We start from the raw sequence: 20,787 nt of genomic DNA, 5'->3' as shown, positions 1-20,787 counted from the left end.
GTTATCTTCGCCCCCTTTTCGATTTGCCTTCGAACGGCAGCTCCTGGCACATGTCGCGGATCCGGTCCGCAATCCTAGCGTCAAACAATTGCAGTGTCTCAGCCATTGGAATATTCGATGTGTAGACCGTCGGCAGGCCGTTAGCCACGCGCTTGTTAATAACGGAGTGGAGATCCGCACGGAAAGCCTCAGTTGCGTCACGCACTCCGATATCATCCGCAATTAGGAACGGAACGGCTTCCGCAATTTCCATCGCGCGATAGTAACGAGATGCGGCCGGTTCTGCCTTTTCTCTCGGAACCATCGGACGTGTGAACCTGTTATAGTCACGCTGCCATTCGTTAATGTCCCAGTAATAACCTGGACGCTCAAGCGGCGTTGTTCCGCGCTGCAGGCTTCCGATATAGTGCGCGGTCAGGTATTCGTTGAGGAGCGCGGCCGCCGTCGTCGTTTTGCCCGTTCCCGGCTCTTCACTATAAAGGTACAGCGACTTAATGCGGTAGTCCTCGTCAAATTGGCGTTTGAACGTCGCGACATACGCATCGATCGCCCGGTATATCTTCGCCTGCCCTTCGCGAGCTGGCGAGTTGGCGACGGTCAGATGGCGGTAGTCAGCCGGCAAGCCCGCCGCACCAATACGGCCGCCGTCGCCCGTGTAGCCGTGTAGCGCGATATACGACGGACACATCCGGTTACATTTGTCCGTGTCGGCGAGCGTACAGGGTCCGCTTAAGATACAACTAGCGCTGTGTTTAGCCAATACTATTCCTCCTCCTCCTGGCCTGTGTCTTCGTGAATGTTTCCGATGACTTCGCAATCAGAAGGGTATATTAAATCCTCGCCCTCATATCCGAACGTCTCGTCCTTAAGCCAATAGACAGGAAACCTATCCATGACAACTACGTCCTTAGTTCGTGAGTATTTGTACGTAATCCAACCTTCGTCGTCAATCTCGTGAGAAATGACATCTTCATCTTTTAGCCACTCTTCGAAGTCTTGGATGTCGTTTTTGTCCGCGAATCCATTATCGATTATGTGTACAATATCTCCCTCATAAATTTCCATACTATTGCGATCTTTCAATCCGGTGTATTGACCTACTGTTTTGGGATCCACTCTGTACCAAAATTCTGTATTGAAGTATTCGTCCGTAAAGTCAACAATTTCTCCGACTATGGCGTCAGTTCCGATCAGATTTCCGTACACCCATTCGCCGTTATCTACGCGCTTTCCGCGGAATTTAATCTCTCGCATATCCGTTCCCTCCGTTCGTGACGCGTAGATAATTGCGTATCCATACGCGACGTAATCGTTTGTTGTTGCGTGACATATCCGCCAGGAATAAGAAGATGCGCGGCGGGCATTCGATGAAATCTACGACTTTCATTTCCGTTCCACCTTTACCATTCGTATTATTGCGGTCATATACGCAGATAACCGCCTCTGCCGGTACTTGTTGCGCGTAGGCGTCGCCGCCTTTTTCTCCGCGAAGTCAATTCGGTCAATTAACGTTTTCATTACGTCGTCTCCTTTAACGCGAAAATAACCTCGCGCTGCCTTGCCGCAATTAGAGGACGGCAAAGCTATCGCCGGATCTGCGCAAGAGGTACGCCGGAATCCGTGATCGTATGAGCGGAGGTTTTGAAACGTGGACGGACGGTCGGGGAGTGTCCGTATGTGATGCGAGGGATGGCGCGAGCGGCCTTTGTGTGGTTTACACCATAGAGAATACGCTATGACTACCGAGAAGTCAATAGTTTATTTTGAAATATCGTCAATTGTTGTTGTGTTCGACTAATGATAAAATAAAAACGAGGTGAGAATATGCTACGACCTAGTTTTAAGCCGCTTAAACGTACCTTACTAGATCGAGATATCACGGCGTCCGAGCTTCGCGAAGCTACTGGTATCGCTCCGAGTACATATACGAAGATGAATAACGGCGAGTTCGTCGCTCTGCAGGTTATCGCCCGTATCTGCGAATACCTGGACTGCCGCATTGAAGACGTTGTCGAGTTCGTTGAGGATCCGGCCAGTTAAGCTCGGCTGCCGACGTAGTAGAACCGGCCGTCATCCCCGCGACATACTAGCGGACGATCGCAACTATTGCACGCATAGATGTCGCATTTGTCGCGATTCCAATCGGGAGCATTGAGATTAGCGAGGTGCGGTCCGCAATCACATCTGACGTATAGATATTTCACTATCCGCGTCATAGCCACGAAATAACCTCGTCGATATCCGGCGCCTGGCTCTCCGCAGCCTGGCGTCTTTTTCGCGTCTCCAATTCGGCCAGCACGCGCGGCATTATGCGCGGCAACATATACGTCAGCAGAAAGCCGGCCGTTAATTGCGGATAGTCAGCGCTCGGCCGATACTCCGCGAAGGCGCGCTCGATCGTTTCGCGTACAGCCTCCGCGCCGTACTGCTTAAGATTCCGCTTGATTACGCCTTGTTCGTACGTCCACGATCTCGGCACGTATTTCTCGACCGCAAACTTCTCCGCGTTTAATTCGATTACCATTGCGTGCACAGTCGCCGTATTCCAATGCTCGAGCGGCAGGTTGCGCCAGTCCTTGCGCTCATCGGCCGTTATTTTCTTGCGTGGACTTTTCGCCATTACTTAGTGCCTCCTTTGCGTCGTTAATTACGTATTCAACGGCGGACGGTGCTTCCGTTATCGTCAGGTATCCCGCGCTAATCAGTCCGAGTAGGTTCGCAAGTATTCCGCCGAGCTTCCGGTTTTGCTCCATATGGCCGACGCATTCCCCTTCGAGTTCAGCGTTAAGTAAATTCGCATCCTTCGCCTCTCCGCGCCAGTAGTCGCGATCCAGCCGCAGCCTTTCGAGTTCCTGGACGTCGTCAATTGCGCCCTCCGATTCGTGTTGGATGAACGCCCGCAACCGTTCGATTTCCGTCTGTGCCTCGCGATACTTGTCCTCTAGCGGACTGTACATAGCGCAATAGAAGCACCATTCACCTTCGATATGACATACGCACATATTACTCATCCTCACCCACCTCCGGAACAATTTTACCGATCTGATGGCGCACATACCGGCGCCTATAATCGCATTTATAATCCGTCTCGTTCGGCGTAATCATGTCGATTGCCTCGCGTAATAATTCGATGAGCGCTCCGACTTGTTCCTCGGCCGCCATTGCCCTCCGTATAGCTTCCGGCCAGCCTTCGCGCGCTTCTGCGATGAATCGCTTATCATCTTCGTAGGGTTCCTCGCCTGCTAATCCGCGATATTCTGATCCGAAGTGACAAACGTATCCTCCATCACCGCGTAGAGTATCGTTGTCTACTATATCCGCCAGCCATTCCCAAGGCCCGTCTGTCGCCGCCTCGCATATCGCCAGGTCTGCCGCAAGGTCACGCTTATTTTCCGTTGTCATTCCGCTCATCCTTTCCGCCCGTAGTGTCTTAAAATACCGTCAACCGTCCGCAGCTCAAACTCGGCATCCAACTGGCGCTCGATTTCCTGCGCGATCGCTGCGGCTTCCTGCCGTTGTTGTTCCGTTGTAAGTGCGTTCATATATTCGATTCCTCCTTTACGTTTTATGCGGCGTACATTCCCGCCAAAGTTGCTACGCCGATTACTGCAATTGCGAGACAGACAGCGAACGTTATCCACATATTTCGCTCCGACCGATACATCGACACTTCGTCCGCTAGCGCCATGAACGCGGCCCAAGCAATAATAGCGGCCAAGACCGTAACGGCCCAAACGATTACTTCCGCGAATACAAACCAGTTCATTCCGCAGACACCTCCGTAATCTTGCCGTCCCATGCGTCGAACGCTACGTATGAAGCCTCGCGTGTTTCCTTACGAGTTACCTGCGCTTCGACATCGCGGATTAATTTCTGAACGATTGGAAATACGTCTTCAACGGTCGTTTCCCAGTACGATTTCTCCTGCACTAATACGCAAGCTAGGCGAGTACCGCCGAATAGTTTTCTGCGCAATTCATGCCGATAGACACGAAAGTTCAGTCTGTATAAGTCGACGAGACCAGCGTAACTACGTTTGATAGTGACTTCGTACTGCCGTCCGCTAGGCGCCGTCACCGGAAACTTCGATAATTTTACGCCCATTATTCGCCCGCCTCCCGTTCCCATTTGAATTGCGTCATCTTAACGCCATGTTCACGCGCTCTTTGTAGCGCCTCATCTAACGCGGCCTGCCGTCTGGCTACGAGTTCCTTTGCGCTTTCTAGACTCGATTTCAACTCCATGATTTCGTCAGTCAAGCGCGCCTCTTCGTTCTCAAGTTCGCTAAATTCGGCCGAAATTGCGTCATATTTCTGGCACTCTGCGCAGACATAATCGCCCATTGCTGACGTTTTAAACTCGGCTTCCGGCTTCATTTCGCCGCATCCTCCGCAATGTTTCGCCTCGCTCATTCCGCCGCCTCCCGTTCCTCAATAACGTATATTTGCCCGCGCTGCTCAACGATTTCGTACTTTGTCGCGTCGATAACGTGGCCTGGGCGGAGCGTGACTTCGTGGCGGATTGGGTCGCGAGTCATTACCGATCCGAGGAATAATATCGTGAACCAGACGACTCCGAACGCGAATACTATCGTGCTGATCCGTTCGCGGTCCCTTATGGAATCCGTCAGGCCCCAACCCGACAAAATAACGAGTCCTAAGAATATAACTGCGCCAATAATTGCCACTACACTAAATCCGCCGCCTGTCGTATTCAAAACGTCCATTTACCGTTCACTCCTTCGCTCTTATATATCTATACGGAAGCCGCGCGGAATCACACGGTCGGTACTTCTATTATCAGGGTATCAAGTTCGCGAACTATGAGAGATGATTCTTCCTCGCTTAACAAGCCCTGCACGCATTTAATCGCTTGTTTAAGGGCAACCACCTTTCTTTGGCTGGGCGTTAGGATTTCCATTACTTCAACTGCGGCCAGTTTATTCAAATCATTCACTCCTTTTCTCGCTTTACTTGTTCTGCTCCCATTAGGTTGGTGATCTGAGGGCTTAGATGGGTGAATCATTCTCCATTCTTGTATCAGATCGGTAATATCGGATTCCTTAAACGATTCAGAGTGAATCCTAGAATAAAAACTCTGATAATCCGTACTTGCTTCGTTAAATATAGGCTTGAGCGAGTCAATCAATAGATATTCTTGTGAAATGTAGTCTTTAATAGGCATTTTAATCACGATAACCTTGTACGCAGCTACTGCAAACCTTTGGCGACCTGTGTACACCAGGTGCTGTTTTAGTCTGCTTTGTAACTTGGTTGCGCGGCCAACATAAAGAACGTCGTCTTCTTGAGTCAGGATTACATATAGGCCAGAGACGTTAGGTACATTGTCCAGCTCATCGACCGTGTAGTGTAGTGAATTTTCCGGGACTCCAGGTAACCCCACAGTTAATCACTCCCCTTCTCGCTAATTTTAAGCGCCATTTCAGCGCCTTTCCTCCGTACCCTTCCGTTAACCCTTCCGGCCGTCCAGCGCGTCTAAATCGTCGCTAAAATTCGGTGTCAACGCGACACTAATCGCGAACACCAATTGCTCCGTCGCTTCCGCATAGATTGCGAGTGCCTCCGCCAATGTCTCGGCGCGACTAACGTCCGTATCGCGCAGGATAGCCGCCTGTACTGCCGCCTTGAGACCGTCGCTATTGAGCGAATAGTATTTGAACTCGCGCCATTCCTCACGGAGAGCCGGCGCTGATCCGTCTGCAGGCGGCTTGTAGCCGGGCGCTTTCGTAGGGTCGACGATGTGGCGGCGCAATAGAACGAATTGCGATGCGTCGGAACGATCGGTCGCGTCCGTTGTCAGCCGATAGTTTTGCGTGATGGATGCGTTTAACTTCGTCATTAGGCGTTCACTCCTTCGATTTTGATGCCGAGCGTGTTGAGCGTATCGAGAACTCCGTCGGCGTACGCATCATCTTCCTCATCGGTCACGCCCGTAGTGTGATAACGATACATTTCGCGGATCGCAGCGTGTGCCTCGCGTTCCAGTTCCTCCGCGGACTTCTCGACAGCATAGCCGTTGATTAGCGCGGATAGGAGTGTGTCAAGCGAGATCAGACGCAATACTGCGCCGCTTACTCCCGCGAGTGTAAAATCGTCGTTTCGTACGTCGATTATCGTTCCGTTGCAGGCGCCTTGCTTGCGCGCAGTTTCGATCGCATCCGCAACCTCCTTCGGAATAGTGGGCAGCGTGACCGCGATTTGATTATCGTTCATATTATCGTCTCCTTTCGAATAGATTCCGCACAATGGCGGAGCATGGCGTCGAGTTCCGCGTATGTGATATCGTGGCTCATATAAGAATCGCGGAGAGCGTATTTGTACCAGCTCAACGTAAAGCCGGTCGGTTTGTATACGAAGTTTGGCAGCGCGGCAATATCGTCGTCATCGCCCCAATAGTACGGCATGATAACGAAGACGTCCGTTTCATACTTGAGGTGAGTGCCCCCCTCATTTCCGGTGATTTTGCGGCAGTAAACGTCCAGATGGTCCGAAATATGCGGCGCCCACGCACCGTTATCGACCCATTCGACGGGATAACCGTATCCACTAAACCCCATAGCGCGTAAATGTCCGCAGAAATCGTCTTGCCATTCGCGAGGTACTTCGCATTCACCGCGCGAGTTACCAAACGCCCAATTACCGAGTTCCATTCGCAATCCCCTCCGTTTATGTAGTTTAGTGCAAACTTTTCGGTGCATTGAAAATTTATTCTTGACAAACGTATAAAGTCGTGATATTTTGTCAAATCTTTTAAAGAACTTAAGATCTTAGAATCTTTAAAAGATCTTTACTCAGTTATTCACTACGTTCATAACTTCGTACCGAACGGGATAACAAGCGATCCCATTCGGATATAGAATTATCGGCGCGTATGCTCTTTGAAGAGAAAAGACAATAGCCTGATCCGGCCGATTTCCGTCGCGCCACCGATTCCCCGCCGCCATCATCTACGTTATTGCCGATCTTCACCGTGGATTTAGCCGTTTTACCTGCGATCGGGTCCGTTTATGCCATCCGGATATGACAGCGGCTAAATCGACGGTAATTTTACGGTAAAGCGAAGGGACCGAAAATGTCCCACGTGATGATGGCGGAAATGACGTAATCTCTTCGGTTACTTTTCGTTAGTGTAGAATAGTGCAAATACGGTATCATTCCGTGCATTTGAACGGTATGACCTGTTGGCGCAGATCCTCCGTTATGATGCGTCGTTCAAGCGATTGCCTGTTTCGCTCGAACGCGTTATTTTATCGAGAACTTATACGACTTAGCGTATTGAAAAACGAAGTCAGGATCGAGATACATTAACGCAGTGTCCATCTTTCGGTATGGATATTTGCCCTCATCTCCGCGTTTAATCTCGGACGTACGTTCTCTATGTTTGGACGTGATATAAACGCCTGTGTCCGCCTCTAAGTCCGTATAGAACGGTCTCAAACGCGCTGGATGCGGGTCCGCCATCTTTTCATATAGCATTGAGATAATCTCCGACGCCTTCTTCTCAAAATCGAGTCCTCTAACCCCTTTAGCTACAGGAAGGGGCTTCAACTGCGGGAGATCGTTAGTCTTCAACTGAGATACACTTGCGCTGATCGTCTCAAGTGCTTTTGTCAATTTTTCGTTCTGAACCATAAGCCCCGCCATTAATTCCCGCATTGGCCTGACTTCTTCTCGAATAGACATTGCGGACGCTGCCACAATGCCTTGGATTGCGCCCATTGCCTCGTCTGACAGACCTGCCTGGCCTTTTAAAAAGCTAACAACACTACTCATTTTTAATTTCCTCCTTTAAATTTAGATATTAATAACTCTTGCGCCGGTTTTTGCACTGTCGATAACATCACGCATCGTTCTCGAAAATTCATACATTGCGTCAATCGCCGCGTCATAGTCCTCGATAACTGCGCCATGCATTCGCTTTAGCTCTCCGCTAAACTGCGCCAGGAATCCGTATTTCTTCATTAGCGCCCGTGCTTCGTAGCTAAACGTCTGCAATGACGCGGATATGTCGGAGATTCCGTCGATACGAGCAACGCCTTCCTCGTAGATTTCGATGTCTCCGAATTTCTCCTCATATCGACGCAATCGATCCGCTGCAGATTCGTCTAGAACCTCGACATACTCGGTTCGAACTTCAACACGCGGCGGCTGCCTTTCGAGTGCTATACGTACGGTTTCGTAATCGCCGCGCGCTTGTTCGGCTCGCTTTTCCGCCTTCTCACGCGCCTCCCTTTCCGCCTTCAACGCTGCCTTAACCTCGCGCAGCTCCCGAACGGTCATCTCATCGACGGTCTTCTCGGCGCCAGTTGACGGGATTGTATGCGGCTTAGAAACGAAGTCACTGCGGTCGATGTCGGACGGGAGTGATAGCATTTCGAATATTTTACCGATCGGAATAGTTGGAGACGTCGCCAAGTTTCCGAACTGCTCGAACGCTCTTATAAACTTTTGCGCGGTGCTGTGGTCGATCTCGATTTCCGATAACCATCGCATCCACTGACCGTGCGCCAGATCGTTCTCCTTAACGTGTTTCAAACGCCGGCCAATTTCGAATATCGCTTCGCCTGCTACTCGCTTGTATGCGTTGATCTCCGCCGTTATCGTTGGGAGATCCGCTGACAATCGCGTATCCTGCGTAACTACTTCGCTCAATGTTATCGCCTCCTTTCGCTCTCCTACCGACTTAGACGGATGCCGATCGGAAACCGTACACCCTGGCGCAAAATTTTCCGCTCACATACTTAGACAGTCGCGGAACGGAAACCGTACAGAAGTCCGTAAAATTTTCCGCCTTCATGCGTTATGACACCGCGATCGGCCAGACCGGACACTTCACGCAAAAAAAAAATAACGCCCACCTCCGAAGAGATGGGCGTTTATATGAAGCGTTATTTCAACCGGCCTTGGCTGCGGTAATATTGTTCAAATAGTGCGTTGGCAATTTCGGTCATTGCGCCGCGCTTACTTTTCCGGATGTCTTCGTTAATTAACTCCGCGATATCATTTCGGATATAGAACGCCTTTGTCGTATGCGTTTCGCGAATGCCGCGTTTAGGCTTAGCGATAGGAACAGCCGTGATATTAACGTTGACACTGTCGTTTTCGTTTGTGCTAACATTAACGTTAGTATTATCTTTATTGACGCCTTCGCCGGTCGGTAGAAAGTTGTCATATACAACCGTGTTGTCGACATCAGTTTCTGGCTTTTTCATTAGTTTATTATAATCAATCTTGGACACGTCCCATCAACTCCTCAACAAATAATCGATACTGCGCGACGGCCTGGTTAATTTCGCTATTATCAAACAGCCCAGTCATTGCAAGACGGCCGGCTGCAGCGTTCCGTGACAAGACAGTATTAAAGCACATCTCGCCATATGTGTCCTGAACCATGCCTATCAAGTATTTATTATCGGATCTACGCGCGTCAATCAATCCACGTAGAATACCCGCGACGGCCATGTTCGGAGACACGCGCTCCTTGACGTGCCAACACGTTTCGAGGAACCGGCTCAGCGCAGAATAGCAGAACTTACTCGCTTCGAACATTGCGATGACATAATCGGAGGCGGCGAGAGCGACCATCGTCTGGTCGCCGAGCGCCGGCGGCGTATCGATGATTATGTAATCGTAGTTATCGCGTACCGGTGCGAGCGTATTCGCCAGGATCAGCGAACGGTCTAATGCATGTGTCGCGTGGAAATCGCTATAAAGCCAGCGCGAGAAAGTCGCCAGCAAGTCCTCGGCCGCGATCAGATGCAGATTGTCCGAAACCGTATGTACGAAGTCGGTTGCGTTTTGCTCCTTCATCGCCTCAAGTATCGTGTTTCCGCGGAACTCAACGACATCACGCTTCGTCAACAGCTCCGTTAAATTTCCCTGCGAATCCATGTCAACGGCCAATACGCGGTGGTTCTGCGACAACAAGTACGCAACGATGCCGCTTGTGGTCGTCTTTGAGCTGCCGCCTTTTTGTATGCCAAACGATAATATTTTCGCTGTCATATGCGTTTACCACATCCCTATGGTTAGTATTAACTGAATCATAGCGCAAGGATTAACAAAGTGTCAATGCTAACATTAACACTAACATCATCACTAACTCAACGCTTTACGCAAATACTCGTCCAGTAAGTAATCGCTTAAAACGCTGTAGAAGTAGCCGCCAATGCCGTCGTCTGTTGCATTGCGGATTTTCCGACGCTTGTACTGACGCACAACATCGCGCCAAGCCTGACCGATCGTATCCCAGGATGTGTTAGCAAGACTAAAGCAGTTTTTCTTAATTGCAACGCAGGCCGTCTTCCAGCGCGCAGCGATGACGTGCGGGGATCCGTCATAATACGGCTTCATGAGCGCGACAAATTCGTCTGGTACTGACTTTAAAATTTCCTCCGCGTCTGATTCGTTATTATCGATATTTATCGAATTAGAAGATTTAACTTTATTGCATGTAGTATCTTTATTCGGTTTTATGTTTGTATTGGAGTTTGTATGTAAATCCGTATGTACTTGGCGGCGATCGGCGGAAACGCTTGTCCGGCGCGGCTTCTCGGCCTCTTTTTCGGTCGCTGACGGTGTTTCATTCGCAGGTTCATGCGCCGATTCCATCGACGTTGATTTCACCGATTCACGAGACGGCAGCGCGGCCATTTCTGCGCCGACAAAATCGCGATTAATGACGTACACACTATGCGTTTGGCCGCCGCGTTTCGTATGGATCGTATGGTGTACGGTGAGGATGCCGGTCTCTTTCAGCGCTTTGATTGCGCGATTCACCGACGAAAGGGATACGCCGGCCTTACGTGCGATTTCTTCGCGATAAAGCCAGCATACGCCTATAAAACGTTTGGCGTGGAGCTTTATCGTATTGAGGACGGCCTCGGCTGCGGATGTGAGCTCGTAAGTGGCCGTAAACATGGCGATCGTGGCGTTTAATTCGTCCACGTTTGTAAACGATTGATATGCGGAAAATTTTTCCCAATATGCAGATTTAGACTTAAACTTAAACATAGAAAAACGCTCTCCTTTGGTTTCCCTACAAATCCAAAAATTGAGCGTGTTTAAGTCTTCCGTTTCCACTTGTTATGTGATATACTTGTCCCATAACTAAAGATTTACGGAAGTCCTTACTACGCGGGTCTCAATCCCTTTTGGGAACCTTTAAGTGATAAACTTTGGTCGGTGAATCACTTATCGGTATTGGGTTGTGATCTTTTTGGATAGTGAGGGCTTCTTTGTTTTATTGTCGAAATCTCTTAATCTTGTAACCTAGTATAACATAGCCGGAAAAAGTTGCCCACAGGTATTTTTGAAATTGTTATCCACATGTTGATAAAACAAGGAAAAGATTGACTCTTTGAACGATATTAATGATTTTGCTATTGTGAAATATTCATATAGTGAGAAATTCATAATAGGAGGTTGGTGGTTTTGTACCCACCTTTTGTACACTCAACCGACCACGCAGTCGTTAAAAGGTACGTCATGCTGCCGCTCATATTGACGGCGTTTGAGCGCGATAAAGGAATTATCGAAGGTTCTGGCGCGTTTAAAACGCCTGGACCGTACGTAGCTATGATTGAGGCGGCAATGCGGCGAGTCGGCGCTGACATACGCGACGTTAAACGGGAGCTCCGAGAGCGTGGGATTAAGGTACACACGATCGATAAGACGGATACGCGGATTGAATCGAAGTTTGTCTGTCGCGGATATACCGGTAAGTTTAGTCTGCTTGACGCTTACATGGCGGCGGAGGGCGGCGAGCTGATGCGCGCTTACTTGCGAGGAGAGAACGTAGAAAGACCGCCAGAATAGCGGCGGCCCTGCGTTTATAGTCCGATTTCAATCGTTTGATATTTCGCTTCATTTCCGAATGACTTATCGACGGCCGCCCGGATTGCGTTCGAATTAACGGCGGCTTCCAGTCCGTACGCGTCCTCTGGAACCTTGAACGTTACTTTCCCTTCGGATTCCATGCCGGGATTTAGCGTTCCTTTCGAAATGCGATCGGAGTCGTATTCGTATAGTTTACCTTTTGCGTCGCGCAGACGGACGGTGCCGGCGTACAGTGTCTCCGCCTGGTTTCCGTGATTCTTAACGCGAAGGTGGAGCGTAACGGTATCGCCTTTGCGCGTTGCGTCCGTTATCGTGTAGCCGAATGGCCCGTCGATCAGTTCGTCGCCGATTCCGTAAGTCTTTGTGGGCTGCGGCGGCTCGTTCGCGATATCTATCGATAAAATCCACGCCACAACCGGGATTAATACTAAAACGATTACAATTGCGCCGATTATATTGCCCTTGGTCAGTTGTAACTTCAAGTGAATACCCCCTTAGTCCAGATAATACCATAAAACGAGAAAAGCGCCCACTGGCGAAGTGTCTACGATTGTATACGTATCGACTCCGCCAGTGGGCGCAATTTTATTCGTCTTTATTTTCGCTGTCTACTCCGTCCGCATATCCCTCCGCCAGAATGTACGCAACGCAAGCGCCGACCGCACCGATCACGCCCGTCACCTGCAGCGTTACGTTTTCGCCGGCACCGGACGCGGCCAATACGCTAGTCGCAAACGCGGCCAGCAGCGCCCAAAACTTCCGCGAAGACAATTTCCGTTTCCAATCGATTTTACCGTTCATATTACGCACGCTCCTTCGTAGTGATCGTCGCCAATTTCGCCTTGTTATCCCACGTAATCGTCGCGTCCAACGCCTCGCCTACACTGCGCAGAGGTACGTAAACTGCCCCGTCGATAATCACACCGTTTTTAATATCCTTATTGTTAACCTTAACGTTAGCTTTTGCGATTGGCATATCGCTAACCTCCGTATTCAATTCTTTCAGTCGGCCTTGTACGGCGGCCTTAAACGCATACCAGCCGGACCATGTACCGTCGTTATACATCAGTCGTGGACATATCTTTCCGGACCAATCCCAATGCCGGCGCAATCGATCAACGCCCCATCCGCGCTCCTTCAACATTTGCGCAACCAAAGTCACCGCGTTATCGAGCGTCTTCGCATAGTTGCCGCTTTCGCATATCTCTACGCCGATCGATGTCCGATTTCCGGAAGTAACGGCGCTACCGTCGCCGGCGTGCCATGCGTTTTCGTTTAACGGAATACACTCGATAGCTTCGCGCTCGTCTACGACAATGTGAAACGATGCCTGGCGCGTGTTCGATGGGTTCGTCAGCCAAGCGCGTTCGTTCGCCGCGGTGCTTTTTTCGTTACCCGTATTGTGGATCGTAATGGTCGTCGCGCTCATCGCGTAGCCCGGCCGCCTCTTACACGGCGTGGACTTCGGAATATGATCCTTACGGTAGTTCATACCGTCACTCCTTTTCGCGAGGAAGCCGCTCTTTCATATCGCGCAGCTCCGTTATGATTACGTCATACTTTTCGCTGAATTTATCGAGCAAGTCCTGCAGCCGGCCCTCGCGTTCCTTATTCGTCTTCATAACGTAAATAAGGAGCCATACGAATCCAACCGCGAATGGCCCCTGTGTAACGAAATATTTAACTAGATCCATCTCCGCCAATAGCGGCAGCCTCCTTTAACGCCACCGTCGCGTCATATTCCTCCTGCGTAATCCATCCGGATGCGAGCGCGCGATCGAGCGTAATATTATCGTACTCAACGGCCGCGTATTCCTTGACCGGCTCAACGTAATTAGCGAAGATTTCCGGAAATGTCTTCGTTCCGTGGCGGTAGATTGCCGTTGCGTATGCGATTTTTAGCGAGTTGATTATCGCCATTATGCGCCACCTCCTGCGGCAAGTGTTTCCCATACGTCGATGATAGCGAGATTAAGTGCGGCCGTTTCCGATTTGAGTTCCGCGACTTGTTGCGTGAGTGGCGACTGGTAGACGGGCGGATCAGTTGGCGCGTTCGGATCTGGATATGCGAACTCAATTTCGCCCGTGTCCGGATTAAATCGCCAACTGGACGCGGTTGCGAACTCTTCCGAATATTGTCCGGGTTCAAACGTGGTCATTTCGATTGCGTCCGGATCGTACGGTTTCAGTTCCACGTAGACCGCGAAGTCTTCCTCTTTGGTGGATTCGATGCCCGCCGCCATTTCTCCACGTTGTGCGACTATGTTTCCGGTTGATTTAACCCAAAAGAAACGTCTGCCTAGTGGTTCAATTACTTTCATATTTTCGCCTCCTTAGACGCCGAATACGATATAAGATGTCGTAGTGCCTCCGGTCCCGTTAACGCCATCAAAACTCACGGAATTTGTTCCAAATACGACATTGGTTAGAGTTTGTATGTTGCGTTCTTGCTCAAACCCGTATCCGTACAAAAAGGCACTTAAATTACTTCCGATATTTGTAGTTCCGTTGGTATTGTAAGCGATAACGTACCCGTACGCCTCAGCCCGATATCCGTTACTACTGGTTAAAGTTTGCGCTCTTCCGTACACCATTAAAATTTGCGGTTTGAACGGCAGATTCGAAATGGTCCTTGGACCGACGGTGTTTGGAACTGTTCCCGTCGCCACCTGTATTCCCGTCTTAATCTGCGAAATCTTATTCGCTAATACTGCAAAGTCGTCGCTCCCTGACGCTGGAACTCCCTTGCCGCTAATGGCGGAAGCGACCGCATTTTTCCCGTTAGCGACAGATTGAAAAAGCTCCTGCCAAGCACTCCATGTGCCGTTTGTGCAAGTGCGCTGGTAATAGGTGTTATTGTTAAAATCATGTGCTTTCTGAATAGTCCAGGCACCAGGATTTGATGAGTGGGATTGTACTTCGATATAATACCATCCGTTTCCGGGTGCATTAATTAATCCAGTCCCATCATAAAATCCAGTTGTTCGAATATTGTTGAGATTTGTTCCAGCAGCTAAAATCAGACTTGCACCTGAATCAGTTGTCAACCTTTGTTTTTGCCAGGTCTTCCCGTCTACGTAATTCTTCGCATTCGTCTCTGCAGCGTTAGCTTTCGCTTGCGCCCCTGCCGGGGTCTCTGCCGCATCAGCCTTCGCTTGTGCCGCAGCTGCAGCGTTCACGCCTTCGGTTCCTCGATCGTAAGCCCTCCGGACCGCGTCCGCCGTTCCTGCCTGCGTTTTATTCGTACTCGTCACGGTATCGTTAAGCTGCACAACGCCCTTCTGCGTAGTCGAAGCGTCCGGCACCGTTACGCCGTCAACCGCGTCTTTAACCGCCGTATCCACCGCATTCGCGAGCGCGTTCATGTCACGCGGCACATCAGCCGTCATGTTCTCGTCAATTAGCGGCAGCCCTAAATTAGGTGTTTGCGCCATATATTACGTCAACCCCCGATTATAAATTTCTCCGTAAGTTTTACCCGTCGCCGCTACTTCGCCATATGTCCGCCCGCCTGACGCCAATTCCGCATACGTATAAAAACGGAATACGTATTCAATCGCAAGGTGAGCCGGAGTAATGTCGCGTACGGCCGCCTTAAGCTCGTCGATCTGATCCGGCACGCCCATCGTACTAACAAACGTGATTATGACCGTGTAGTTCGGCGCGTCCAGGCTTACGTCTACGTCACCGTCCGCATAGGCGGTCGCGACGTTATCGATTAATTCCGCGGTTACTGTACCGATGCCGCGAAGTCGACCGAGCAGGATCTCGCGCCGCTGAGCGTATGTTTTCGTCGTGTCCGTCGGCAGTCCGAAAATGCGCTCCCAATGCGCAAGCCCCCACGTTGCCGTCTCGATAAAGAATTGCGCCAGCACGTCGTCAATGCTCGCGTAAAGTCGTTCGATTTCTTCGGCCTCGCGGTCGAGAATATTCGTAGCGACCGGCATTTCGATGTAATACTTCGGCACATAATCGCGCATTCGCTTATCTACGTCGGTCATGTCGTCACCACCACGTCACCTAATACGGCCACCTCGCCGTCTGCGATTTGAACGTTCGCGTACGCACCATTAACGAGGAGGTTCTCGTAGTCAATTACGTTCGGTATGTCGAGAATCGCGTTAGCAATCCGCGTCACCCGTACCAACGGATCCACGAAAGCCAGCGATTCCAAATACGCCTTCACGCCGGCTTCAATCTGCGCTTTGACTTCGTCGACAGTCGCGCCGGATGCGAGCGTAACCTTAACGGAAATGTTGATCGGCACTTCTACCGCGCCGGCAACCGTACAAATCGCGCCAACAGGAGCGACGCCCTGGCCCGTTCCGTCCTTCGTTGGATCGATGTAATTCTGAACCGCCTCAATAATCGTTGAATCCGGCGCGGTCTTGTCATCGTCCAGGAGAACGACCTTAACCGTTCCCGGTCCGCTCCATATCGGATAGACCTTCGCGTCACTCACGCCCGGAACTTCAAGCGCCCATTGGCGGTATTGATTCGCGTTGCCTGACGTTGCCGGACGTCTTGCCCGTTCGAAGTATCGAGCAAGTAATGACGCATCCGATTCCGCATCGACGCCGCCTTCGAAAAAGTCCGCATTCGTAACGGTCACAACGCCGGCCAAGTCGCCGAGCAGCGTATCGATTTCGCCGGCCATTACGTTTCCATTCGCGCCACCTTCTTGCGCTTCTGCCGCAACCGTAACGCTGCCGCCTGCGATTGTGCCTGGCGCCTTGGTCACGAAATAGACCGGATTCTCGCCGCCTGTTGACGTGACTGTTCCGGCCGGAATAACCGTGCCGTCCTCGCCGCTGAACGTTAGCAAGCCGATCGACTTGACCGCAGGCTTACGCGTTAGTCCGTATTCCTTGGCGCGCATATCGAGCCACTGACCGGAAGTCGTGTCCGCAAAGCCGGCCGCAAGCACAACGTCTAACTCGACATATGCGCGCTCGATTTCGATAGCTGCCGGCGCCGTTAGGTCGTATGTGACGGAGCCTTGCCGCTTGTCGATGTCCGGAGGCGACGCGTCGAGCATGCGCTCTAATATGACCGCCGCTGTCTGGTCCTCAAACGCCATTAAATCGTCACCTCCATCGGAATAATGTCATCGTTAATCTCCACGAAAAAAGACACGTCCAGGCGGTCGCCTTCGCGTGTCAATGTGAAATCATATACGTCATCAACGCGGTCATCGTAGATTAGCGCCTCCTCGATAACTCGCGGTATTTCCGTTTCTAATAGTTCGAGCGATACGTCGGAGCCGATCAAGTCGTCGAGTTCACAACCGTAATCGTCATCGTAAATAGCGAACCGGTAGCGCGCCGTTCGTATCGCCTTAACGATGAACTGCTTTATCGCTTCGGTTCCGTTGATTGTGCCGCCGATAACTCCGTTTTCGAAATCAAGGCCGTACGTTTTGAGCGGCTGCTCATCGGGCGTTTCATCGATTTCTACCTCGGGAACAATTGGCTGTAGAGGACTCAGCGCCATACTACACGCCTCCTATCCGGTCGAGAATCACGTACACTTGCGCGGTTTCGTTCGATGCGACGATAACGCGGTCGCCGACCTCGAGCGCCGGCTTAAGCGTTACCTCCACGTCTTCGGCCGCAAATGTTACGGATTGGCCGTCGATTTTAACGGTGCCGCCGCTTATCGTGGCTTTGCGCTTATGCTCCGTCAAGTGTTCGCAAATAACAACGTCGTCCGCGTCGAGTTCGACCGGCATGTTATCGATCTTAATACGCAGATCAGGAGGCGCGGCCGTAACGGTGGCGAACTCGATATCGACGTCTTTGTTGTAGCCGATGTCCTTTATCAGCGCCTTAAACTGGCTTATTCCGCTGCCTTCGATTAATTGCGTCAAGGTTTCGCGCCTCCTTATCGGTTGCTGATTGATTCGATGAATAAGTCTGTTGCGCTTTTCTTCTTCGGTTTCTTTTCCGACTTGGTCGTCTTGGCTGCAGCTTTCTTTTTCTTCTTCTTGGCCGCCGCCTTCTTGACCGGATCTTCTTCGTACTCCAATTTCGGCAGATCATCCGTTTTAGACAACGTTACCTCCATCAGATGGACGCCGTTCTGGAACGTATGAGTGTCCGCGTTAACATAAAAGCCGCCAACCAGGTCCGTCATCGATTCGAAAGCATAAACGGCGGTACCAGCGATAACTTCCGTGTTGCCGATTGCCTCAACCGATACGTCCTCCGTCACTTTCGCGAGGTCCTTTAGGCGTTGCTTTGCGAGCTGCTCTAACGCGGATTTCTTGAGGTCCGAACTCGCGGTTTCGAGGTGCTGCATCGTTCCGTAAGTCTTCGCCATCGTTGCGTTCGTTTCGAGTACCGTAATCGGCTTCTTATCGTCGCCCCCGATGACTTTAACGGAAGTACGCATATCTTCAATCGAACGCGTCCGACTGGCCATCGTGATATTTACGCCATCCTCAAGCATCCAACGGACGACGGCGTCCTTTTTCTCGCGCAGATTCATCTTGCCCTCGCGCGCATATAAAAAGAACTTCCGGCCGTTCTGTTTGCGCGTCTCCGTCAACGCGGTAACGATCATATCCCAAAGCGTCATATTGCGCAGGATCAGCTTTGGAATGACGAATCCCGTCGCCGCCACATCACCGACCGGAATATCGAACGCCTTGCCGATTTCCTTTACGATGGCCTGCGCGGTCATATTGACGAACTTGCGCGTATCAACGTTTTTCGTGAGATAGACGTTCTCATCGTGCGCCGTAAGCGATGCGTCGCCGCGGTCGTTAACGGTGTAATCGAATATGATTCCGCGGAATAGACCTTCCCCGTTCGCATAGAAACGGATCTCCTTGCCGACTTCGATTTCTACCGCCTGCTCTTCGCCGTCTCGCGTATTGGATAGCGATATCTGCAGCGTGCGGTGCGGCTTCGCAACGTCTCCGGTCCATTTAACGGTTTTAACAAGTGGATCGAGGTAGTATTTACCGTCGTACAAAACGCGTATTGCCGTCGCCATTATGGTATCACCAGCTTTTGTCCCGGCTTGAGTACGTTCGGATTAGCGCCGATCGTCTTTTTATTCACGTCGTATATCTTGCGCCAATTGTTTCCGTTGCCGTAGACGGTCGCGCTAATTTTGAACAGAGAGTCGCCGGATTTTACCGTATAAGACGACGGAACCTGGCGCGTGTTTGGACGTTGGGCGGCCGTCGTTAACTTCGGCGTTCCGTTTGCCTTCGTGCTGCCGGCGCCCTTTTTATCGACTTTCAAAAAGACGTACTCTTTAAGATCAAGCGTAAAGTAAATATCGCCAGGCTCGCCGCCGCGCTCCTCGTACTCGAAATTACGAATCGTTACGGCCGTATTGATCGGCGTATTGGTCACGATGTACCGGACCGGCTTGCCCGACCGTTGCCATCGTTCAATCATCTTTACGTATTCCCACGGATCCTTTAGCCTCGGATGCTGACAATAGGAGGCGTTATAATCACGCGGAAAGAACGAAGACATCGAAAACTCCTTTAGGCGGCCGTTACCGATAATGGTGTACTCGCCGATATTGGAGACGTCGATGTCTTCGAATCCATGCAAAGAGACTGCGGAAATAGTCGGCGGATTAACCGGAAACCATAGTACCTCTTCGCCGTTATTAAATTTAAGCCAAAATTGCGGCTTTCCTCGCGCCATGTATTCGCCTCCTTATTGCGACATCTCGTACGCAAGTTGTCGCGCAATCTTTTCGATATCCGCTTCCTCGCGCACATAAAACGTATTGCCCGTGATGACTACGCCGCCGGACCCACCGCCAATTGCTCCGCCTTCGCCGCGCCATCTCTTCGCCTCTTCGCGTGTAAGAACCGCCTCGCCTGCGTGGAGTCGCGCCGGATAATTGTTGTACGGAACATTGCGGAGACCTCCCGCATGCGGCTTCGGATCGTCTTCACCGAAGAAGAAATCCGCAGCAGTATCGAGCCATCCGCCTTCGGACGTCCAATTCTTAACCTTACCGCCCAGTTTGTCCATGCCCTGCTCAACAACCGCGTTAGATGCGCCGACGCCTGCGCCGATTACAGCGCCGGGAACACCGCCGACAACGCCGCCTGCCCCGCCGTAGAATACCGCGCTTGCGACCGGGTCGTTTTTGATTGCGGAGATGATACCGTCAACCAAACCCTTACCGATTTCAAGTCCGACGGCAACGATAGCAGGTACGGCTTCCTTAAGTGCAGACGCTAGGAACTCGGTTACTTCCGCTACGATCGTGCGGAATTTAGCGGCACCGCTTGCGTCCCACCACGCTCGGAAATCGCCCATAAGCGTGTCAAAAATCCATTTGACTTTGCTTTCGAGATCCGGCAGCTTTTGAAATTCAGGATTCTTCGTAAAGTTGTCCTCGAGGTACTTTCTGGCCTTGGCGACCATGTTCTCGATGCCCTTCACGATTTGAGGTCCGTACTGGTCGATCAGATCGGCCGCACCGTTTGCCATCTCTTTGACTATCGGAAGGAGTGGCGTCATGCCTGCGATTTGCATCGTCTCAACTGCGCCTCGGAACTGTTCAACCGCACCGGCCGCGTTATCCATCTTCTTACGCGCGACATCGAGCGCCGTAACTTTCGACATTTCATCGCGGAACTTCTCAACTCCCTCTGCGCCTTCCTTGTACAAGATCGTAGCCGCCCGCACTGCGTCCGTACCGAACATCAGCTTTAACGCATGTTGCCGCTCTTGGTTCGTCAACTTCGACATGGACTTGCGCAGTGTGCCGGCGATTTCGTTCAGCGACTTGATGTTACCGGCTGCATCGAAGAATTGGTTAGATCCGTCCGCTGTTACGAGTCCTAACGCTTCGAATAGTGCGATTTGGTCTTCGGTTACCGGTTGTAGCGTTTGGAGCATCGTTTTCAACGACGTACCCGCGTCCGATCCCTTGAGTCCGCGGTTAG

37 protein-coding genes are annotated in these 20,787 nt (G+C 51.1%); 2 read left to right on the top strand and 35 right to left on the bottom strand.

All coding sequences use genetic code 11. The annotated features are described in order from the left end of the window. Position 1 precedes the first annotated feature (1 nt). From CHH67_RS22470 to CHH67_RS27130, 4 genes are all read right to left on the bottom strand, one after another. Positions 2-688: an ATP-binding protein gene (locus tag CHH67_RS22470; RefSeq protein WP_095267655.1), complete on the bottom strand. Its 687-nt coding sequence runs from the start codon at positions 686-688 to the stop codon at positions 2-4. Positions 689-762: 74 nt separating this feature from the next. Then, positions 763-1,254: a YopX family protein gene (locus CHH67_RS22465; RefSeq protein ID WP_095267602.1), complete on the bottom strand. Its 492-nt coding sequence runs from the start codon at positions 1,252-1,254 to the stop codon at positions 763-765. After that, the gene (locus CHH67_RS26335; RefSeq protein WP_179292199.1) at positions 1,241-1,387 is read right to left on the bottom strand and encodes a hypothetical protein; all 147 of its coding nucleotides are present in this window, start codon (positions 1,385-1,387) and stop codon (positions 1,241-1,243) included. The genes CHH67_RS22465 and CHH67_RS26335 overlap by 14 nt, the downstream gene beginning before the upstream one ends. Continuing rightward, on the bottom strand, positions 1,384-1,518 hold the full coding sequence (locus CHH67_RS27130) for a hypothetical protein (protein ID WP_280523065.1): 135 nt from the start codon (positions 1,516-1,518) through the stop codon (positions 1,384-1,386). Before CHH67_RS27130 ends, CHH67_RS26335 begins: the two co-directional genes overlap by 4 nt. A 306-nt stretch (positions 1,519-1,824) precedes the next feature. Here CHH67_RS27130 and CHH67_RS22460 point away from each other — a divergent pair, with 306 nt between their 5' ends. Then, positions 1,825-2,040: a helix-turn-helix domain-containing protein gene (locus tag CHH67_RS22460; protein WP_095267601.1), complete on the top strand. Its 216-nt coding sequence runs from the start codon at positions 1,825-1,827 to the stop codon at positions 2,038-2,040. A gap of 172 nt (positions 2,041-2,212) precedes the next feature. Here the strand turns inward: CHH67_RS22460 and CHH67_RS22455 are convergent, their stop codons facing one another. From CHH67_RS22455 to CHH67_RS22380, 17 genes are all read right to left on the bottom strand, one after another. Beyond that, complete coding sequence (locus CHH67_RS22455) at positions 2,213-2,620, bottom strand: hypothetical protein (protein ID WP_095267600.1); 408 nt, start codon at positions 2,618-2,620, stop codon at positions 2,213-2,215. Next, positions 2,583-3,011 (bottom strand): hypothetical protein, encoded by a 429-nt coding sequence (locus CHH67_RS22450; protein ID WP_095267599.1) that lies wholly within the window; start codon positions 3,009-3,011, stop codon positions 2,583-2,585. Before CHH67_RS22450 ends, CHH67_RS22455 begins: the two co-directional genes overlap by 38 nt. Next, a complete protein-coding gene (locus tag CHH67_RS22445) occupies positions 3,004-3,402 on the bottom strand; it encodes a hypothetical protein (RefSeq protein WP_095267598.1) in 399 nt (132 codons plus the stop codon). Before CHH67_RS22445 ends, CHH67_RS22450 begins: the two co-directional genes overlap by 8 nt. 5 nt (positions 3,403-3,407) lie before the next feature. Further along, on the bottom strand, positions 3,408-3,542 hold the full coding sequence (locus tag CHH67_RS27125) for a hypothetical protein (RefSeq protein ID WP_280523064.1): 135 nt from the start codon (positions 3,540-3,542) through the stop codon (positions 3,408-3,410). Positions 3,543-3,565: 23 nt separating this feature from the next. Then, positions 3,566-3,799, bottom strand: a complete 234-nt coding sequence (locus CHH67_RS26605) for a hypothetical protein (protein ID WP_218832078.1) — start codon at positions 3,797-3,799, stop codon at positions 3,566-3,568. After that, entirely contained in the window at positions 3,763-3,930 is a 168-nt protein-coding gene (locus tag CHH67_RS26600; RefSeq protein ID WP_218832077.1) for a hypothetical protein, read from the bottom strand. The genes CHH67_RS26605 and CHH67_RS26600 overlap by 37 nt, the downstream gene beginning before the upstream one ends. 173 nt (positions 3,931-4,103) lie before the next feature. Next, positions 4,104-4,412: a hypothetical protein gene (locus CHH67_RS22430; RefSeq protein ID WP_095267595.1), complete on the bottom strand. Its 309-nt coding sequence runs from the start codon at positions 4,410-4,412 to the stop codon at positions 4,104-4,106. Then, complete coding sequence (locus CHH67_RS22425) at positions 4,409-4,726, bottom strand: hypothetical protein (protein WP_095267594.1); 318 nt, start codon at positions 4,724-4,726, stop codon at positions 4,409-4,411. Before CHH67_RS22425 ends, CHH67_RS22430 begins: the two co-directional genes overlap by 4 nt. Positions 4,727-4,776: 50 nt before the next feature. Continuing rightward, positions 4,777-5,403, bottom strand: a complete 627-nt coding sequence (locus CHH67_RS22420; RefSeq protein WP_095267593.1) for a GIY-YIG nuclease family protein — start codon at positions 5,401-5,403, stop codon at positions 4,777-4,779. A gap of 66 nt (positions 5,404-5,469) precedes the next feature. Further along, a complete protein-coding gene (locus CHH67_RS22415) occupies positions 5,470-5,859 on the bottom strand; it encodes a hypothetical protein (RefSeq protein WP_095267592.1) in 390 nt (129 codons plus the stop codon). Next, positions 5,859-6,233 carry a hypothetical protein gene (locus tag CHH67_RS22410; protein WP_095267591.1) on the bottom strand — a complete coding sequence of 125 codons (375 nt, stop codon included), beginning with the start codon at positions 6,231-6,233 and terminating at the stop codon, positions 5,859-5,861. Before CHH67_RS22410 ends, CHH67_RS22415 begins: the two co-directional genes overlap by 1 nt. Next, entirely contained in the window at positions 6,230-6,670 is a 441-nt protein-coding gene (locus CHH67_RS22405) for a hypothetical protein (protein ID WP_095267590.1), read from the bottom strand. Before CHH67_RS22405 ends, CHH67_RS22410 begins: the two co-directional genes overlap by 4 nt. A gap of 592 nt (positions 6,671-7,262) precedes the next feature. Then, entirely contained in the window at positions 7,263-7,793 is a 531-nt protein-coding gene (locus tag CHH67_RS22400; protein ID WP_095267589.1) for a hypothetical protein, read from the bottom strand. 21 nt (positions 7,794-7,814) lie between these two features. Continuing rightward, on the bottom strand, positions 7,815-8,672 hold the full coding sequence (locus CHH67_RS26920; protein WP_244908301.1) for a DUF3102 domain-containing protein: 858 nt from the start codon (positions 8,670-8,672) through the stop codon (positions 7,815-7,817). A 236-nt stretch (positions 8,673-8,908) separates the two neighbouring features. Next, positions 8,909-9,259 (bottom strand): hypothetical protein, encoded by a 351-nt coding sequence (locus tag CHH67_RS22390; protein WP_095267588.1) that lies wholly within the window; start codon positions 9,257-9,259, stop codon positions 8,909-8,911. Beyond that, a complete protein-coding gene (locus CHH67_RS22385; protein WP_095267587.1) occupies positions 9,246-10,025 on the bottom strand; it encodes a ParA family protein in 780 nt (259 codons plus the stop codon). The genes CHH67_RS22390 and CHH67_RS22385 overlap by 14 nt, the downstream gene beginning before the upstream one ends. Before the next feature lie 93 nt (positions 10,026-10,118). Next, entirely contained in the window at positions 10,119-11,033 is a 915-nt protein-coding gene (locus CHH67_RS22380) for a helix-turn-helix domain-containing protein (RefSeq protein WP_095267586.1), read from the bottom strand. Between the two features lie 420 nt (positions 11,034-11,453). Between CHH67_RS22380 and CHH67_RS22375 the strand changes: the two genes are divergently transcribed. After that, on the top strand, positions 11,454-11,837 hold the full coding sequence (locus CHH67_RS22375) for a YhjD family protein (RefSeq protein ID WP_095267585.1): 384 nt from the start codon (positions 11,454-11,456) through the stop codon (positions 11,835-11,837). 14 nt (positions 11,838-11,851) lie between these two features. Here the strand turns inward: CHH67_RS22375 and CHH67_RS22370 are convergent, their stop codons facing one another. The 14 genes from CHH67_RS22370 to CHH67_RS22305 all read right to left on the bottom strand — a co-directional run. After that, positions 11,852-12,340: a DUF4352 domain-containing protein gene (locus tag CHH67_RS22370; RefSeq protein ID WP_179292198.1), complete on the bottom strand. Its 489-nt coding sequence runs from the start codon at positions 12,338-12,340 to the stop codon at positions 11,852-11,854. 103 nt (positions 12,341-12,443) lie between these two features. Continuing rightward, positions 12,444-12,659 carry a phage holin family protein gene (locus CHH67_RS22365; RefSeq protein WP_095267583.1) on the bottom strand — a complete coding sequence of 72 codons (216 nt, stop codon included), beginning with the start codon at positions 12,657-12,659 and terminating at the stop codon, positions 12,444-12,446. A gap of 1 nt (position 12,660) precedes the next feature. After that, positions 12,661-13,350, bottom strand: a complete 690-nt coding sequence (locus tag CHH67_RS22360) for an N-acetylmuramoyl-L-alanine amidase (RefSeq protein WP_179292197.1) — start codon at positions 13,348-13,350, stop codon at positions 12,661-12,663. Positions 13,351-13,354: 4 nt separating this feature from the next. Beyond that, a complete protein-coding gene (locus CHH67_RS22355; RefSeq protein ID WP_095267654.1) occupies positions 13,355-13,552 on the bottom strand; it encodes a BhlA/UviB family holin-like peptide in 198 nt (65 codons plus the stop codon). Next, a complete protein-coding gene (locus CHH67_RS22350) occupies positions 13,539-13,778 on the bottom strand; it encodes a hypothetical protein (RefSeq protein WP_095267582.1) in 240 nt (79 codons plus the stop codon). The genes CHH67_RS22355 and CHH67_RS22350 overlap by 14 nt, the downstream gene beginning before the upstream one ends. Continuing rightward, positions 13,778-14,179, bottom strand: coding sequence for a hypothetical protein (locus tag CHH67_RS22345; protein ID WP_095267581.1), 402 nt, complete (start codon positions 14,177-14,179; stop codon positions 13,778-13,780). Before CHH67_RS22345 ends, CHH67_RS22350 begins: the two co-directional genes overlap by 1 nt. Positions 14,180-14,191: 12 nt before the next feature. After that, positions 14,192-15,292: a pyocin knob domain-containing protein gene (locus CHH67_RS26595; RefSeq protein ID WP_218832076.1), complete on the bottom strand. Its 1,101-nt coding sequence runs from the start codon at positions 15,290-15,292 to the stop codon at positions 14,192-14,194. Positions 15,293-15,295: 3 nt separating this feature from the next. After that, positions 15,296-15,859: a putative phage tail protein gene (locus tag CHH67_RS22335; protein WP_095267580.1), complete on the bottom strand. Its 564-nt coding sequence runs from the start codon at positions 15,857-15,859 to the stop codon at positions 15,296-15,298. Next, entirely contained in the window at positions 15,856-16,938 is a 1,083-nt protein-coding gene (locus CHH67_RS22330; RefSeq protein ID WP_095267579.1) for a baseplate J/gp47 family protein, read from the bottom strand. Before CHH67_RS22330 ends, CHH67_RS22335 begins: the two co-directional genes overlap by 4 nt. Next, positions 16,938-17,351, bottom strand: coding sequence for a DUF2634 domain-containing protein (locus CHH67_RS22325; RefSeq protein WP_095267578.1), 414 nt, complete (start codon positions 17,349-17,351; stop codon positions 16,938-16,940). Before CHH67_RS22325 ends, CHH67_RS22330 begins: the two co-directional genes overlap by 1 nt. A 1-nt stretch (position 17,352) precedes the next feature. After that, on the bottom strand, positions 17,353-17,727 hold the full coding sequence (locus CHH67_RS22320) for a DUF2577 domain-containing protein (RefSeq protein ID WP_095267577.1): 375 nt from the start codon (positions 17,725-17,727) through the stop codon (positions 17,353-17,355). A gap of 14 nt (positions 17,728-17,741) precedes the next feature. Continuing rightward, a complete protein-coding gene (locus tag CHH67_RS22315) occupies positions 17,742-18,857 on the bottom strand; it encodes an XkdQ/YqbQ family protein (protein WP_179292196.1) in 1,116 nt (371 codons plus the stop codon). Next, positions 18,857-19,528 carry a LysM peptidoglycan-binding domain-containing protein gene (locus CHH67_RS22310; protein ID WP_095267576.1) on the bottom strand — a complete coding sequence of 224 codons (672 nt, stop codon included), beginning with the start codon at positions 19,526-19,528 and terminating at the stop codon, positions 18,857-18,859. Before CHH67_RS22310 ends, CHH67_RS22315 begins: the two co-directional genes overlap by 1 nt. 12 nt (positions 19,529-19,540) lie before the next feature. Further along, on the bottom strand, positions 19,541-20,787 hold a 1,247-nt coding region (locus CHH67_RS22305), incomplete at its 5' end, for a phage tail tape measure protein (RefSeq protein WP_095267575.1).

Source organism: Paenibacillus campinasensis, from assembly GCF_002272015.1.
GTDB lineage: Bacteria > Bacillota > Bacilli > Paenibacillales > Paenibacillaceae > Paenibacillus_AQ > Paenibacillus_AQ campinasensis.
Note: the sequence above shows the minus strand (reverse complement) of the source record. Positions and strands in the feature narration are given on the sequence as shown.